Source organism: Mycobacterium tilburgii (assembly GCF_902168065.1).
GTDB lineage: Bacteria > Actinomycetota > Actinomycetes > Mycobacteriales > Mycobacteriaceae > Mycobacterium > Mycobacterium tilburgii.
Map to the genome: position 1 here is coordinate 1 of NZ_LR655750.1, position 14,769 is coordinate 14,769.

The following is a 14,769-nucleotide window of genomic DNA, read 5'->3' on the forward strand; positions in this document are numbered from 1 at the left end:
GGGCGGGGTGTGGCCCGCCTGCTGGGCGTACGGGCCTGCCGGATACTGACGCTGGCCTGCGGCGGCAGCCGCCGGGTTGGGAGGCGGGGTGGCGCCGGGGGCACTCAGCCGCTCAGTGGGCGAGCCGAACGGATTTTGATTGCCGGGACGAGTCCACGACGACGGACCCTCGCTGGGTGGTCCTTGCGGGTTCGTCACCCAACCGATTGTGCCCTATCGCCTTGAGCAAAGTCGGATTGATTGCGCAGCACCGCGATGCTCTCCCGGGCCTTGGCGACCTGGTCGACGTCGATGTCGGCCACCACCAGTTGCGGGTCGGCGCCCGCCGAGGCGATCACTTCGCCGAAGGGCGAGGCCACCAGGCTGCCGCCGACGCCCGTCGGCGCCCCGGCGGCCGATCCCGAGCCGTCCAGCGTGCCACCAGGATTAGCTTGGCCGGCCGCGGAGACGTAGCTCATCGAGTCAAGCGCGCGGGCGCGGGCCAGCAACGTCCACTGCTCGAGTTTTCCCGGACCCGCTCCCCAGGAGGCGCAGACGGTGATCAGCTGGGCGCCCCGGCGGGCCAGTTCGGTGTACAGCTGCGGGAAGCGGATGTCGTAGCAAACGGTGAGGCCCACATTCACCCCGTCGACGGTGATCACCACCGGTTCCCGGCCGGGTGCGACGGTGCGCGACTCGGTGAATGCGAACGCGTCGTAGAGATGGATCTTGTCGTAGTGCGCGTCCGGTTCGTTGGGGGTGCCCGGCCCGGCCGCGATCAGCGTATTGGTGACGCGCCCGTCGTCGATGGGGGTGAACATGCCCGCGACGACCGTGATGCCGGTGTCGGTGGCTATCCGCCGCACACCGTCGGCCCAGGGTCCGTCGATGGGCTCGGCGATCGGCTGCAGCGAGACGCCGAACCGACACATGGTCGCTTCCGGAAAGACGACCAGCGCCGCGCCGGCGTCCGCGGCGCGGGCGGAGTAGTCGCGGACCTGCTGCAGATTCGCCGCCGGGTCGCTGCCACTGAGCATTTGCGCCAACGCGATTCGCATGTCCGCCAGCTTAGGCCCGGTGACGATGCTCTCCGCTTGCGGAGCGAGGAGAAGGCGGGCGATTCAGCTAGGCCTGGTGACGAATTACGCGTTGTTGGTGATCCATTCGGTGGTGAGGCGTTGCTCCCTGTATACTGGGGTATCCACGATCGCCCTGTACTGATGCCGTGGCGATATCGTCGGTGACCGGGCCCCATCGTTCCTCGCGCCGGAACAGTAGATCACCCCGGTGCAGCTGGGTCACCATGGCCGGCAGGTTGTGGCTGCGCACCTGCTGCAGAGTCACCACCTCAATGGTGCCGTCGTTGCCCGAGGTGCCGCCGACGTGAAGCGACTCCAGCCGCGGGTCGGCGACCGGGATGTCGGCCAGTCGGGGCATGCCAGTACGCCGCCGCACCGAACGCCCGGTGCAGCTCCTCGACGCTGTCCGCGTAGTCGGCGGACAAGTCGAATGAGCGTGGCATAGCAGGTCAGGCTACCGTTACGGGCCATGAAACCAAGCGAAGCCGGATCGCTCTTCGCTGGTGCGCACGTCGCCGAGGCGGTGCCGTTGGCGCCGTTGACCACGCTGCGGGTGGGACCGGTCGCGCACCGCCTGATCACCTGCACCAGCAGCGAACAGGTGGTCGCCGTTCTGGGCGCGTTGGACGCGGCCGGCCGGTCCGTTGACGCCGGGCCGGTGTTGGTGTTAGCCGGCGGCTCCAACCTGGTGATCGCCGACGACCTGACCGACCTGACCGCGGTGCAACTGGCCACCCGCGGCATCACCATCGAGGCCAACCTGGTGCGCGCCGAGGCCGGCGCGGTGTGGGACGACGTGGTGGTCGCGGCCATCGAGCACGGCCTGGGCGGGCTGGAATGCCTCTCCGGCATTCCCGGTTCCGTCGGGGCGACCCCGGTGCAGAACGTGGGTGCCTACGGCGCGGAGGTCTCCGACACGATCACCCGGGTTCGGGTGATCGATCGCCGCACCGGGGCGGTGCGCTGGATCCCCGGCGCCGAGCTCGGCTTCGGCTATCGCACCAGCGTGTTCAAACAGAACCCGAAGGTCCTGGCCGTCGTATTGGAAGTGGAATTCGCGCTGGACGCGTCGGGACGCAGCGCGCCGTTGTGGTACGGCGAGCTCACCGCGGCCCTCAACGCGGCCAGCGGCGAACGGGCCGACCCTCAAGCGGTGCGTGACGCGGTGCTGGCGCTGCGCACCGGTAAGGGCATGGTGCTCGACCCCGCCGACCGGGACACCTGGAGCGTCGGTTCATTTTTCACCAATCCAGTTGTCGCACAAGGGGTTTACCAGTCGATCGCCGCCCGGGTCGATGGGCCGGTGCCGCACTACCCGGCACCGGACGGGGTCAAGCTGGCCGCCGGCTGGCTGGTGGAGCACGCGGGCTTCGGCAAGGGCTATCCCGACGACCCGTCCGCTCCGTGCCGACTGTCCACCAAGCACGCGCTTGCCTTGACCAACCGTGGCAACGCTTCCACCGCGGACGTGCTGGCGCTGGCGCGCACCGTTCGCGACGGTGTTCGCGACGTGTTTGGCATCACACTGGAACCCGAACCTGTGCTGCTCGGTTGCCGCTTAGAGCACTGAATTGCGTCCGACCGGGCGCCTTAGCCGACTCGGCGCGGCGCCGCGGATGTCGCTGCGGCCGGTATCTTTTAGTGTCGTGAACACTTCCGACGAGCGGCCGCCGATGAATCGGCGGCTGGCGCTGGCAGCCCTCGGGCTAGGTGTGTTCGCGCCGAGTGTCCTGGCCGCCTGTGGCAATCCGGTGACCAAGCAGGCGGACAAGAGCCGGGAACAGTCGGCACCGTCCCTGAAGTACCAGCCCGCCGATGCGGCCACCGATGTGGTTCCCATCGCGCCGATCAGCGTCACCGTCACCGACGGCTGGTTCCAAAAGGTGGCGTTGACGAACTTGTCCGGCAAGGTGGTCGCGGGGGCGTTCAATCAGGACCGCACCGTTTACAGCACAACCGAGCCGCTAGGCTTCGACACCACCTATAGCTGGAGCGGGTCGGTCGTCGGTCATGACGGCAAGACCGTCCCCGTCACAGGCAAATTCACCACGGTGAAACCCGACAAGAAGATCGACGGCGGCTTCCAGCTGGCCGACGGTCAGACGGTCGGCGTCGCCGCGCCGATCATCATCCAGTTCGACGCGCCGATTAGCGACAAGGCCGCGGTCGAGAAGGCGCTGACCGTCACCACCAACCCGCCCGTGGAGGGCTGCTGGGCGTGGCTGCCGGACGAGCAGCAGGGCGCCCGCATCCACTACCGCCCCCGCGAGTACTACCCGGCGGGCACCACTGTCAACGTCGACGCCAAGTTCTACGGGCTGCCATTCGGTGACGGCGCCTACGGCCTGCAGGACATGTCGCTGAAGATCCAGATCGGCCGGCGCCAGGTCGTCAAGGCCGAGGTGTCCTCACACCGGATGCAGGTCGTCACCGACGTCGGCGTCATCATGGACTTCCCGTGCAGCTACGGCGAGGCCGACAAGGCGCGCAACGTGACCCGCAACGGCACCCACGTGGTCACAGAGAAGTATGCAGACTTCTACATGTCTAACCCCGCGGCCGGCTACAGCCATGTGCACGAACGCTGGGCGGTGCGGATCTCCAACAACGGTGAGTTCATTCACGCCAACCCGGCCAGTTCCGGCGCACAGGGCAACACAAATGTCACCAACGGGTGCATCAACCTGTCCACCGAGGATGCCGAGCAGTACTACAATTCGGCGATCTACGGCGATCCGGTCGAGGTGACCGGCAGCTCGATCCAGTTGTCCTACTCCGACGGCGACATCTGGGACTGGGCGGTGGACTGGGACACCTGGGTGGCCATGTCGGCGTTGCCGCCGCCCAACGCGCATCCGCCGGCCAGCCAGATCCCGGTGACGGCCTCGGTCACCCCGTCGACGGCGCCGAGCTTGTCGGGAACCCAGACCACCGCGTCGTCGCCTAGCCCCGGCGGTTAAACCGCACCGCGTTGGCCTGATCCCGCGGCCTCAAAACGATCAGGTCCAGGTCGACGTGGGACGGCCGCGACGCCACGAACCCGATCACCTCGGCGACGTCGGTCGCCGTCAGCGCAGTGATGCCAGCATACACCGCGTCCGCGCGCTGCTGATCGCCATCGAAGCGCACTAGTGAAAATTCGGTTTCGACTGCGCCAGGGGCGATTTCGGTGAGCCGCACTGGTTTTCCGAGGAGTTCGCCTCGCAGTGTGCGGTGCAGCGCGGCCTGGGCGTGTTTGGCCGACGTGTAGCCCGCGCCGCCGTCGTAGACCTCCAGCGCGGCTCCCGAGGTTACGGTGATGATCAGGCCGTTGCCGGAATCGATGAGTTTGGGCAGCAGCGCGCGGGTGACCCGCAGCGTGCCCAGCACATTCGTCTCCCACATCCACCGCCAATGCTCGAGGTCGGCGTCGACGACGGGCGCCAGACCGCGGGCGCCGCCGGCATTGTTGACCAGCACATCGACCCGGCCCAACTTGGCGGCCAGCGCCTGCACGGAAGCATCGTCTGTGACGTCGGCCACAATCCTGCTGCCGTCGATCTCGTTTGCCAGGGCGTTGATACGGTCCGCGCGCCGTGCCACTGCGACGACGTGAAATCCAAGGGAAGCAAGGGATCTGGCGGTTGCTGCACCGATCCCGGAACTGGCCCCGGTGACCACGGCAACTCGTTGATTCGCGTTCGCAGCACTCACCGAGACAACTCTAATAAACGTGCTAAATTTCTGATATGCACCACAGCGCCCTGTTCAGCAACACCGCCGCGTGTCTTTGCGCGGCATGTGCGTGTTGTTGCCGCGCCTGACCCCAAACAGGTTGTGGCCAAGACCGGCCGTCAGAACTCGGACAAAGGACGCTCGTGCGCTCGACTTCTTTCACCCACACCCATCATTCGCCAAGTCGCAAGGGTCACCTTCGGCTACACCGGCAGATTCTGCCCCCGGCGCTGCATATCGCCGATTCCGCCGCGGCCTCGGTATTCCGGGCGGTTCGATTGCGCGGCCCGGTCGGCCGTGACGTCATTGCCGGTGTCACGTCGCTGAGCATCGCGACGGTGAACCGGCAAGTCATTGCGCTGCTTGACGCGGGTTTGCTGCGCGAACGCGCCGAACTTGCGGTCTCGGGGGCCATCGGACGCCCGCGGGTGCCGGTGGAGGTCAACCACGAACCGTTCGTGACGCTGGGAATCCACATCGGTGCCCGAACCACCAGCATCGTGGCGACCGACCTGTTCGGGCGCACGCTGGACACCGTCGAGACCCCGACGCCGCTCAGCCCCGCGGCCGCGGCGCTGGCCTCGCTGTCCGAAAGCGCCGGCAGGTATCTGCGGCGCTGGCACCGGCGCCGGCCGCTGTGGGTCGGGGTGGCCATCGGTGGCACCGTCGACGGCACCACCGGACACGTCGACCACCCGCGGTTGGGGTGGCGGCAGGCCCCGGTCGGACCGGTGCTGGCCGACGCGCTGGACCTGCCCGTGTCGGTGGCGTCCCACGTCGACGCCATGGCCGGAGCCGAACTGCTGCTCGGCATGCGGCGCTTCTCGCCCAGCTCGCCGACCAGCCTGTACGTGTACGCCCGCGAGACCGTGGGCTACGCGCTGGTGATCGGCGGGCGGGTGCATTGCCCGTCCAGCGGCCCCGGCACGATCGCCGGGTTGCCGGCACACTCCGAGCTCCTCGGCGGCACCGGACAGCTGGAGTCCACGGTTAGCGATGAGGCCGTCCTGGCGGCGGCACGCCGGCTGCGCATCGTGCTGGCGGCCCCGGCGGGCCGGCCCAACGGCGCCACGACCGGCATCACCGATCTGATTCGGGTGGCCCGGGCCGGCAACCAGCAGGCCCAGGATCTGCTCGCGGAGCGGGCCCGGGTGCTTGGCGAGGCGGTCGCGCTGCTGCGTGACCTGCTCAATCCCGACGAGCTGGTGGTCGGCGGCCAGGCCTTCACCGAGTATCCGGAGGCGATGGAACAGGTGGATTCGGCCTTCGCGGCCCGCTCGGTGCTGGCCCCGCGGGATATCCGGGTCACCGCGTTCGGCAACCGGGTGCAGGAGGCCGGGGCGGGCATCGTGTCGCTGGGCGGCCTGTACGTCGACCCGTTGGGTGCGATGCGCCGGGCCGGGGTGATCGGTTCCCGGGTCCCCGAAATCCTTCCGGAATCGTCCGCCTGACGGGACGCGGCCAGCGTGCGTGGGCTGGCATTCGGGCCGTGCTGTAAAGATGAATAGAGTGCGGCACGACGAGGTCCTCCGAAATGATCCGCGCCGGGTCGCGCTGTTAGCAGTGCACACCTCCCCCTTGGCGCAGCCCGGTACCGGCGACGCCGGCGGCATGAATGTGTACGTGCTGCAGAGTGCGTTGCACCTGGCCAGGCGGGGTATCGAGGTCGAAATCTTCACTCGGGCCACCGCGTCGGCCGACCTGCCGGTGGTCGAAGTCGAACCCGGCGTGCTGGTGCGCAACGTGGTGGCGGGGCCGTTCGAGGGCCTGGACAAATACGATCTGCCCACCCAGCTGTGCGCGTTCGCCGCCGCGGTGCTGCGGGCCGAGGCGTCGCACGAAGCCGGCTACTACGACATCGTGCACTCGCACTACTGGCTGTCCGGCCAGGTCGGCTGGCTGGCCCGCGATCGGTGGGCGGTGCCGCTGGTGCATACCGCGCATACGCTGGCGGCGGTGAAAAACGCCGCACTGGCCGTCGGCGACTCGCCCGAGCCCCCGCTGCGCACGGTGGGTGAGCAGCAGGTCGTCGACGAGGCGGACCGGCTGATCGTCAACACCAATGACGAGGCGCAGCAACTGATTTCACTTCACCAGGCCAATCCCGACGCGATCGATGTGGTCCATCCCGGCGTCGACCTGGAGGTGTTCTATCCGGGTGATCGTCGGGCCGCCCGGGCCGCCCTGGGCCTAGCGCTCGAGGAACCCATCGTCGCCTTCGTCGGGCGCATCCAACCGCTGAAGGCACCCGACATCGTGCTGCGGGCGGCGGCCAAGCTACCCGGGGTGCGCGTCGTGGTCGCCGGCGGGCCGTCCGGCAGCGGGTTGGCCACTCCGGACGGGCTGGTGCGGCTGGCCGACGAACTTGGCATCACCGATCGGGTCACCTTCCTGCCGCCGCAATCGCGCGAGAACCTGGCCACGTTGTTCCAGGCCGCGAATCTGGTTGCGGTGCCCAGCTATTCGGAGTCATTCGGCTTGGTCGCCGTGGAGGCGCAGGCGTGTGGCACGCCGGTGGCGGCCGCCGCGGTCGGGGGCCTGCCGGTGGCCGTGCGCGACGGCGTCACCGGCTCGCTGGTGACCGGCCACGACGTCGACGACTGGGCGCACGCGCTCGATGAACTGTTGCAGCTGGACCGCACACAGCGGGGCAAGGCGATGAGCCGGGCCGCGGCGGCACATGCCGCTACGTTCTCCTGGGAGAACACCACCGACGCGCTGCTGGCCAGCTACCGGCGGGCCATCGGCGACTACGCCGCCGCCCGGCAGCGCCGGGTCGGCGTGCCGCTGGACCGTGCCGCGGCACGCAAACCGCGGCGGTGGACGCCGCGCCAGGGGGTAGGCGCATGAGCCGTAGCTGTGATGACGCAGTGCGAAGCGGGCGGCGCCCGTGACGGCGGCGGTGCAGCAGGTGATCGAGCGGGTCTTGCAGGCCAGCGAGCTGACGTATTCGAAACATAAGGGGGCACATGGGGGTTTACCCGGCCTCGTGGTGGAGCTGCCCGGAGAGCGCAAGCTCACGACGAACACCATCTTGAGCGTCGGCGAGCATTCGGTGCGCATCGAGGCGTTCGTGTGCCGCAAACCCGACGAAAACCACGAGGGTGTCTACCGGTTCCTGCTCAAGCGCAACCGTCGACTCTACGGGGTCGCATACATGCTCGACAACGTCGGGGACATCTATCTGGTGGGCCGCATGTCGCTGGCGTCGGTAACCGCCGAGGAGATCGACCGCGTGCTCGGGCAAGTCCTCGAAGCGGTGGATTCGGACTTCAACACATTGCTGGAATTGGGTTTTCGATCCTCGATTCAGAAGGAGTGGGAGTGGCAGGTCTCGCGAGGCGAGTCGCTGAAGAACCTAGAGGCATTCGCACACCTGATCGACGATGACGACCCCTAGTGAGTGCATGAGAGACTGACCGGCATGGCTGACACTGCGACGCTGCTATTACTCCGCCACGGCGAGAGCGAATGGAACTCGCTGAACCTGTTCACCGGATGGGTCGACGTCGGCCTCACCGAAAGGGGCCAAGCGGAAGCGGTGCGCAGCGGCGAGCTGCTAGCCGGGCACAATTTGCTGCCCGACGTGCTGCACACGTCGGTGTTGCGGCGCGCGATCACCACCGCCCATTTGGCCCTCGACGCCGCCGACCGGCTGTGGATCCCCGTGCATCGCAGCTGGCGGCTCAACGAACGGCACTACGGCGCGCTGCAGGGCCTCGACAAGGCTGAAACCAAGGCTCGGTACGGCGACGAGCAATTCATGGCCTGGCGGCGCAGCTACGACACCCCGCCGCCGCCCATCAAGCAGGGCAGCAAATACAGCCAGGACACCGACCCGCGTTATGCCAACATCGGCGGCGGCCCGCTGACCGAATGCCTGGCCGACGTGGTGGTGCGGTTTCTGCCGTACTTCACCGACGTCATCGTCCCGGATCTGCGCGTCGACCGCACGGTGCTGATCGTCGCGCACGGCAACTCGCTGCGGGCGCTGGTCAAGCACCTCGACCGGATTTCTGGCCAGGAGATCTCCGGGCTGAACATTCCCACCGGTATTCCGCTGCGTTACGACCTGGACGCCGACCTGCGCCCGGTGGTGCCGGGCGGGACCTATCTGGACCCCGAAGCGGCGGCCGCCGGCGCCGTGACGGTAGCCAACCAAGGCAGTCGATAGCCTTCGACCAGCTGCATCGTCGATCGTCGCTGTTGCGGACAAATCGCTCGTTAGCCAAACATCGCGTGAACGGCGGTGGAATACCTGTGACGCATGTCGTGACTTGTCCGATTTTGGCCTCGTTCCGCTAGGGCTGCGTTCACCAGATTTGTAGGATTTCGTTCGTGACCGTGTTCTCGGCGCTGTTGCTGGCCGGGGTCTTGTCAGTGCTTTCGCTGGCCGTTGGTGTGGCGGCCGGTACTCGGTTGTCCGCACATGTCGAGCGCCGCTGGCAGCGAGCGACCACTGAGTCGACCGGTATCACCGTCGCGGAGATGCTGCAACAGATTGTCACGCTGATGCCGCTGGGCGCGGCCGTGGTGGATTCCCACCGTGACGTCGTCTACCTCAACGAGCGGGCCAAGGAATTGGGCCTGGTGCGCGACCGCCAACTGGGCGACGAAGCCTGGGATGCGGCGCAGCAGGCGCTCGACGGCGAGCAGATCGAGTTCGACCTGCAACCCGCCAAGCGCGCGGCCGCCGGCCGGCCCGGGATCTCGGTGCACGGCCAGGCCAGGCTGCTCAGCGAGGAAGACCGGAGGTTTGCAGTCGTTTTCGTGCACGACCAGTCCGACTACGCGCGCATGGAAGCCACCAGGCGCGACTTTCGCGATTTCGTGGCCAACGTCAGCCACGAGCTGAAGACTCCCGTCGGTGCGATGGCGCTGCTGGCCGAGGCGCTGCTGGCGTCGGCGGACGATTCCGGAACCGTGCGCCGGTTCGCCGAGAAGGTGCTCATCGAGGCCAACCGGCTGGGGGACATGGTCGCCGAGCTGATCGAGTTGTCTCGGCTGCAGGGCGCGGAGCGGCTGCCCAACGTCACCGCGGTCGACGTCGATACCGTTGTGTCGGAAGCGATTTCGCGTCACAAGGTGGTGGCCGACAACGCCAAGATCGAGGTTCGTACCGATGTGCCCACCGGGTTGCGGGTGCTGGGGGATCAAACGCTGTTGGTGACCGCGCTGGCCAATCTGGTCTCCAACGCGATCGCCTATTCGCCCCCGGGTTCGCCGGTGTCGATCAGCCGTCGCCGCCGCGGCGACAACATCGAAATCGCGGTCACCGACCGCGGTATCGGGATTGCGTTGGAGGACCAGGAGCGGGTCTTCGAGCGGTTTTTCCGGGGAGACAAGGCGCGTTCGCGAGCCACCGGCGGTAGTGGGCTGGGGTTGGCGATCGTCAAACACGTTGCCGCGAATCACGACGGCAGCATCGGCGTGTGGAGCAAGCCGGGAACCGGGTCGACGTTCACGTTGTCCATCCCGGTCTATCGGGACAGTGCCGGCGACGGAGAACCCGAGCAACCCCAGGCTCGCGAGGTGCGGCCCAGCAGGTCCCAACGAGAGGAAGAACTGAGCCGATGATCCGCGTGCATGACGAAGCAAGGCGAAAGGATGAGGAACACCCCCGATGACCAGCGTGCTGATTGTGGAAGACGAGGAGTCGCTCGCCGACCCGCTCGCTTTTCTGCTCCGCAAGGAGGGCTTCGAGGTCACCGTGGTGACCGATGGGCAGGCGGCGCTCGCCGAGTTCGACCGGGCTGGCGCCGACATCGTGCTCCTGGACCTGATGCTGCCCGGCATGTCCGGAACCGACGTATGTAAGCAGCTGCGGTCCCGCTCCGGCGTGCCGGTGATCATGGTGACGGCCCGCGACAGTGAGATCGACAAAGTGGTCGGTCTGGAGCTGGGCGCCGACGACTATGTGACCAAGCCGTATTCGGCGCGCGAGCTGATCGCGCGGATTCGGGCGGTGCTGCGCCGGGGCGGTGACGACGATTCCGAGATCAGCGACGGCGTCTTGGAGTCCGGGCCGGTGCGGATGGACGTCGAACGGCACGTCGTGTCGGTCAACGGCGAAACAATCACCTTGCCGCTCAAGGAATTTGATCTGCTCGAATATCTGATGCGCAACAGTGGCCGGGTGCTGACCCGCGGGCAGCTGATCGATCGGGTTTGGGGTGCCGACTACGTCGGGGACACCAAGACGCTCGACGTGCACGTCAAGCGGCTGCGGTCCAAGATCGAAGCCGATCCCGCTAACCCGGTGCACCTGGTGACCGTTCGCGGGCTGGGCTACAAGCTCGAGGGCTAGCTCGCGGTCAGCGCGTGCTGACGACCTCGTCGGCCACCGCCAGTGCCAATACTTTCCGTTGACGCGGAAGCGGACGAACGCCAGCGGGGGCAGCCGTCGCAGCCTCGCCTTGTGGGACACGGCGGTGATCACCTCCAGGACGTCGCCGTTGCCGAAGTCGGCGTGAATCCAGCCCCAGCGTCTGGCGTTGCCGTGTCCGTAGATGTGCGCGACGCCGCCCCGCCACCCCTCGATTGGCGCGGCGGCGTCGTTGACGGTCAGGGAGCCGGTGAAGTCGGCAGTGGGGCGAGGACGACCTTGGGTGCCGGGCAGCAGTTCGCGCTCCCAGACCGGCCGGGGAAATGTCCACAGCGGTGTGCCGGCGTCTTTCCAGGACAGCTCCCATGCGAGGGCCTCGGCCCGTCCGGCCAGTTCTTCGGGCGTCGCACGCACCCTGGCGGCGTCGAACCAGGCGCGACCCCGGCGGCGGGTCGCGCCTGGTTCGGGGCCGAAACGCTCGGTGTGCGGGCAGCCGTCCGCCGGAAACCAGGTGGCCCACCCGTGCGCGTAGGGGGTGCGGCCGTCGATCGGCGCGACCGTCTCGCAGTGGCTCCACAGCCCCGGTGCGTGTCTGCGGGTCCGACAAGATGGCGTACCAGACCTCCAGCCGGTCGGGTTGCCCCTGCCAGCGTGGGGACACTGCCGATCGTTGCTCGTCGTCCACTGCCTCGCTTCCACCACGTTGTCGGATCCGTCCACTATATTGGATTGAGCCAATGAACCAGTCGAATGTGCTGCAGCCGCCGGACCGCCAGCGCGTGGACGAACAGATCACCGCGTCGATCGTCGACGCCATCCTCGATGGCGCGTTTGCGCAGGGCTTGGTGCTGCCGCCGAAACGGGAGCTGGCCGAGCAACTCGGGGTCAACCGCACCTCGCTGCGCCAAGGCCTGGCACGGCTGCAGCAGATGGGAGCCTGATCGAGGCCCGACACGGCAGCGCAACGTGGTGCGGGACCCGCAGGAGCTGACGCATCCGGCGGTGGTCGAGGCGCTGATCCGCAAACTGGCGCCCGAGTTTCTAGTCGAGCTGCTCGAGATCCGCGCCGCGTTCGGCCCGCTGATCGGTCGGTTGGCTGCGCAGCGCAGCACGGCCGAGATGACGAGGCGCTACGCGCGGCGCTGACGGCGGTGCGGGATGCCCGCGGCGCCGGGGCGCTGCAGGCCACCGACCTGGCCTACTTCCGGGTGCTGATCCATGGCACCCGCAACCGTGCCCTGGGGTTGCTCTACCGCTGGGTGGACGACGCCTTCGGCGGCCGCGAGCACGAGCTCACCCGCGCCTACGACGAGCCGGACCTGGGTGGTGGCCGACCTGCGGGCGATCACCGACGCGGTGCTGGCGCGCGACGCCGCCGCGGCTGCCACGGCCGTCGAGGTGTACCTGACCGCGAGTGCGCTGCGCATGGTCGCGGCCTTCCGCTCGCAGACCACCTGACGGAGCTTCGCTACTCGGCGATGCGGGTGGCGGGGTGCACGGCGATCAGGCCTAATTGACTGCGCCGCTTGCACATTGCCGCCAGCTCGGCATACGCCTTGGCGCCGAGTAGTTCGGTGAGTTCGTCGGCCAGGTTTTCCCACACGTGCTTGGCCCCGACATGCGCGGCCGGGTCGCCCGTGCAGTACCAGTGCAGGTCGGCGCCACCGGAACCCCAGCCGCGCCGGTCGTATTCGGTGACCCAGGTCTTGAGGATCTCAGTGCCGTCGGGCCGGGTGATCCACTCCTGGCTGCGCCGGATCGGCAGTTGCCAGCAGACGTCGGGTTTCATCGTCAGCGGTGGCACCCCCAGCTTGAGCGCCTTGCTGTGCAACGCGCAGCCGATGCCGCCGGCAAATCCCGGTCGGTTCAGGAAAATGCACGCGTGCTTGTACTTGCGGGTGCGATACGCCGGTTCGCCGTCGTGCTCGTCGAGTTCCAGGTAGCCCTTGCTGCCCAACCCTTTTTCGCGGAATTGCCAATCGTTGTCGGTCAGCTGCTTGACCGCGTCATCGAGCCGACCGCGGTCGTCGTCGGACAAAAAGGCGCCGTGCGAGCAACATCCGTCATCGGGGCGGCCGGCCACTGTGCCGCGGCAGGCCGGGGTGCCGAACACACAGGTCCAGCGGGACAGCAGCCAGGTGAGGTCGGCCGCGATCAGGTGTTCGGGATTGTCCGGATCGAAAAACTCCACCCATTCGCGGGCAAAATCCAATTCCACTTCTTGCCCTGATTCTGGGTGCGAATTCGCCACGGATGCAACGTTAGACCAAAAATCCCCCGCCGGGGGCGCCGGGGTGTCTGCCGGCGCCCCCGGCGGGGGATTGTGGTGTTCCTCAGCGGGGCGCAACCGCGCCCGCGTCGTTGTCCCGCTAGTTTGTTTTCGTGCGATTAGGCGTGCTTGACGTGGGCAGCAACACGGTCCATCTGTTGGTGGTCGATGCCCACCGCGGGGGGCATCCGACGCCGATGAGTTCGACGAAAGCCACCCTGCGGCTGGCCGAGGCCACCGACAGCTCGGGCAAGATCACCAAGCGCGGTGCCGAGAAACTGATCTCCACCATCGACGAGTTCGCCAAGATCGCCGTGAGCTCCGGGTGCGCCGAGCTGATGGCCTTTGCCACCTCGGCAGTCCGCGACGCCGAGAACTCTGACGACGTACTGAGCCGCGTCCGCAAGGAGACCGGTGTCAAGCTACAGGTACTGACCGGTGTGGACGAGTCGCGGTTGACCTTCCTGGCGGTGCGCCGCTGGTACGGCTGGAGCGCCGGGCGAATCATCAACCTCGACATCGGCGGCGGCTCGCTGGAGCTGTCCAGCGGCGTCGACGAGGAACCCGAAGTGGCGCTGTCGCTGCCGCTGGGAGCGGGACGGCTGACCTGGGAGTGGCTGCCCGACGACCCGCCGGGCCGGCGCCGGGTGGCGATGCTGCGCGATTGGCTGGACGCCGAGCTGTCCGACGCCAGCGTGGCGGTGCTCGAAGCCGGCGAGCCGGATCTCGCGGTCGCGACATCGAAGACGTTCCGCTCGTTGGCGCGGCTGACGGGCGCTGCGCCGTCGGCCGCCGGACCACGGGTAAAACGGACGCTGACCGCCAATGGCCTCAGGCAACTCATATCTTTCATCTCTAGGATGACCACCGCTGACAGGGCCGAATTGGAAGGAGTGAGCGCCGAGCGCGCGCCACAGATCGTGGCGGGCGCATTGGTGGCGGAGGCGAGCATGCGGGTGCTGGCGATCGACACAGTGGATATCTGCCCGTGGGCATTACGGGAAGGTCTTATCTTGCGCAAGCTCGACAGCGAAGCGGACGGAACCGCCCTCGTGGAGACGCCGGTGCGCAATGCTGGAGACGAGACAGATCGGAACACCAACCGATCGAGAGGCGACAAATCATGACCGGACCACATTCCGAGACCGACAGCCCCGGCACTCGGCCGATCTCGGTGGCCGAGCTGTTAGCGAAGAACGGAACGATTGGCACCCCGGCGGTCACCCGGCGGCGGCGCCGCCGCCGCGACAGCGACGCCGTCACCGTCGCCGAACTGACCGGCGATATTCCTGTCATCCGGGACGACCACCGCGCCGACACCAAACCGGCCGAGGTTGCTGAACCCGAAGCCAAAACCGAAGCGGCGGACGACGTCGGGGCCGGGGGGGGGCGTGGGTCGTTTT

General features: G+C 67.7%; 12 protein-coding genes and 5 pseudogenes. 11 read left to right on the plus strand and 6 right to left on the minus strand.

Annotated elements, in window-relative coordinates:
• The 3 genes and pseudogenes from FQ389_RS20885 to FQ389_RS16495 form a co-directional block, all read right to left on the minus strand.
• Positions 1 to 198, minus strand: a pseudogene (locus tag FQ389_RS20885) (DUF2993 domain-containing protein); the annotation flags it as partial.
• Positions 195 to 1,037 carry a carbon-nitrogen hydrolase family protein gene (locus FQ389_RS16490; RefSeq protein WP_144209563.1) on the minus strand — a complete coding sequence of 281 codons (843 nt, stop codon included), beginning with the start codon at positions 1,035 to 1,037 and terminating at the stop codon, positions 195 to 197. The pseudogene FQ389_RS20885 and the gene FQ389_RS16490, both read right to left, overlap by 4 nt.
• Positions 1,038 to 1,169: 132 nt before the next feature.
• Positions 1,170 to 1,501 (minus strand): annotated as a pseudogene (locus FQ389_RS16495) (DUF2505 domain-containing protein); the annotation flags it as partial.
• A gap of 26 nt (positions 1,502 to 1,527) precedes the next feature.
• On the opposite strand from FQ389_RS16495, the gene FQ389_RS16500 reads away from it, so the two are divergent.
• On the plus strand, positions 1,528 to 2,628 hold the full coding sequence (locus FQ389_RS16500; RefSeq protein WP_144209567.1) for a UDP-N-acetylmuramate dehydrogenase: 1,101 nt from the start codon (positions 1,528 to 1,530) through the stop codon (positions 2,626 to 2,628).
• Between the two features lie 46 nt (positions 2,629 to 2,674).
• Positions 2,675 to 4,018 carry a L,D-transpeptidase gene (locus tag FQ389_RS16505; RefSeq protein ID WP_144209570.1) on the plus strand — a complete coding sequence of 448 codons (1,344 nt, stop codon included), beginning with the start codon at positions 2,675 to 2,677 and terminating at the stop codon, positions 4,016 to 4,018.
• Here FQ389_RS16505 and FQ389_RS16510 read toward each other — a convergent pair.
• Positions 4,002 to 4,751: an SDR family oxidoreductase gene (locus FQ389_RS16510; RefSeq protein WP_144209573.1), complete on the minus strand. Its 750-nt coding sequence runs from the start codon at positions 4,749 to 4,751 to the stop codon at positions 4,002 to 4,004. The genes FQ389_RS16505 and FQ389_RS16510 overlap by 17 nt on opposite strands.
• Positions 4,752 to 4,915: 164 nt before the next feature.
• Between FQ389_RS16510 and FQ389_RS16520 the strand changes: the two genes are divergently transcribed.
• The 6 genes from FQ389_RS16520 (at position 4,916) to regX (ending at position 11,079) form a co-directional block, all read left to right on the plus strand.
• Complete coding sequence (locus FQ389_RS16520; protein ID WP_144209576.1) at positions 4,916 to 6,223, plus strand: ROK family transcriptional regulator; 1,308 nt, start codon at positions 4,916 to 4,918, stop codon at positions 6,221 to 6,223.
• Between the two features lie 58 nt (positions 6,224 to 6,281).
• Complete coding sequence (gene mshA / locus FQ389_RS16525; RefSeq protein ID WP_407662930.1) at positions 6,282 to 7,622, plus strand: D-inositol-3-phosphate glycosyltransferase; 1,341 nt, start codon at positions 6,282 to 6,284, stop codon at positions 7,620 to 7,622.
• Between the two features lie 40 nt (positions 7,623 to 7,662).
• A complete protein-coding gene (locus FQ389_RS16530) occupies positions 7,663 to 8,172 on the plus strand; it encodes a type III secretion system chaperone family protein (RefSeq protein WP_186296483.1) in 510 nt (169 codons plus the stop codon).
• 24 nt (positions 8,173 to 8,196) lie between these two features.
• A complete protein-coding gene (locus FQ389_RS16535; RefSeq protein WP_144209582.1) occupies positions 8,197 to 8,946 on the plus strand; it encodes a phosphoglyceromutase in 750 nt (249 codons plus the stop codon).
• A 164-nt stretch (positions 8,947 to 9,110) separates the two neighbouring features.
• A complete protein-coding gene (locus tag FQ389_RS16540) occupies positions 9,111 to 10,349 on the plus strand; it encodes a sensor histidine kinase (protein ID WP_144209585.1) in 1,239 nt (412 codons plus the stop codon).
• Positions 10,350 to 10,395: 46 nt separating this feature from the next.
• Positions 10,396 to 11,079, plus strand: a complete 684-nt coding sequence (regX, locus tag FQ389_RS16545; RefSeq protein ID WP_144209588.1) for a two-component sensory transduction protein RegX — start codon at positions 10,396 to 10,398, stop codon at positions 11,077 to 11,079.
• Positions 11,080 to 11,124: 45 nt separating this feature from the next.
• Here regX and FQ389_RS21505 read toward each other — a convergent pair.
• Positions 11,125 to 11,782, minus strand: a pseudogene (locus tag FQ389_RS21505) (hypothetical protein); the annotation flags it as partial.
• 52 nt (positions 11,783 to 11,834) lie between these two features.
• Between FQ389_RS21505 and FQ389_RS21510 the strand changes: the two are divergent.
• Positions 11,835 to 12,555: pseudogene (locus FQ389_RS21510) on the plus strand (FadR/GntR family transcriptional regulator).
• A 10-nt stretch (positions 12,556 to 12,565) separates the two neighbouring features.
• On the opposite strand, the gene FQ389_RS16560 reads toward FQ389_RS21510, so the two are convergent.
• Positions 12,566 to 13,348: a hypothetical protein gene (locus tag FQ389_RS16560; protein WP_144209591.1), complete on the minus strand. Its 783-nt coding sequence runs from the start codon at positions 13,346 to 13,348 to the stop codon at positions 12,566 to 12,568.
• Positions 13,349 to 13,479: 131 nt separating this feature from the next.
• On the opposite strand from FQ389_RS16560, the gene FQ389_RS16565 reads away from it, so the two are divergent.
• Both FQ389_RS16565 and FQ389_RS16570 read left to right on the plus strand, forming a co-directional pair.
• Positions 13,480 to 14,493, plus strand: a complete 1,014-nt coding sequence (locus FQ389_RS16565) for a Ppx/GppA family phosphatase (RefSeq protein ID WP_144209595.1) — start codon at positions 13,480 to 13,482, stop codon at positions 14,491 to 14,493.
• Positions 14,490 to 14,769: pseudogene (locus FQ389_RS16570) on the plus strand (hypothetical protein); the annotation flags it as partial. The gene FQ389_RS16565 and the pseudogene FQ389_RS16570, both read left to right, overlap by 4 nt.

Excerpts from the sequence above, each read along its gene's own strand:
- FQ389_RS16490 (WP_144209563.1), bottom strand. The coding sequence starts at position 1,037 with ATGCGAATCGCGTTGGCGCAAATGCTCAGTGGCAGCGACCCGGCGGCG.
- FQ389_RS16500 (WP_144209567.1), top strand. The coding sequence starts at position 1,528 with ATGAAACCAAGCGAAGCCGGATCGCTCTTCGCTGGTGCGCACGTCGCC.
- FQ389_RS16505 (WP_144209570.1), top strand. The coding sequence starts at position 2,675 with ATGTCGCTGCGGCCGGTATCTTTTAGTGTCGTGAACACTTCCGACGAG.
- FQ389_RS16535 (WP_144209582.1), top strand. The coding sequence starts at position 8,197 with ATGGCTGACACTGCGACGCTGCTATTACTCCGCCACGGCGAGAGCGAA.
- regX (WP_144209588.1), top strand. The coding sequence starts at position 10,396 with ATGACCAGCGTGCTGATTGTGGAAGACGAGGAGTCGCTCGCCGACCCG.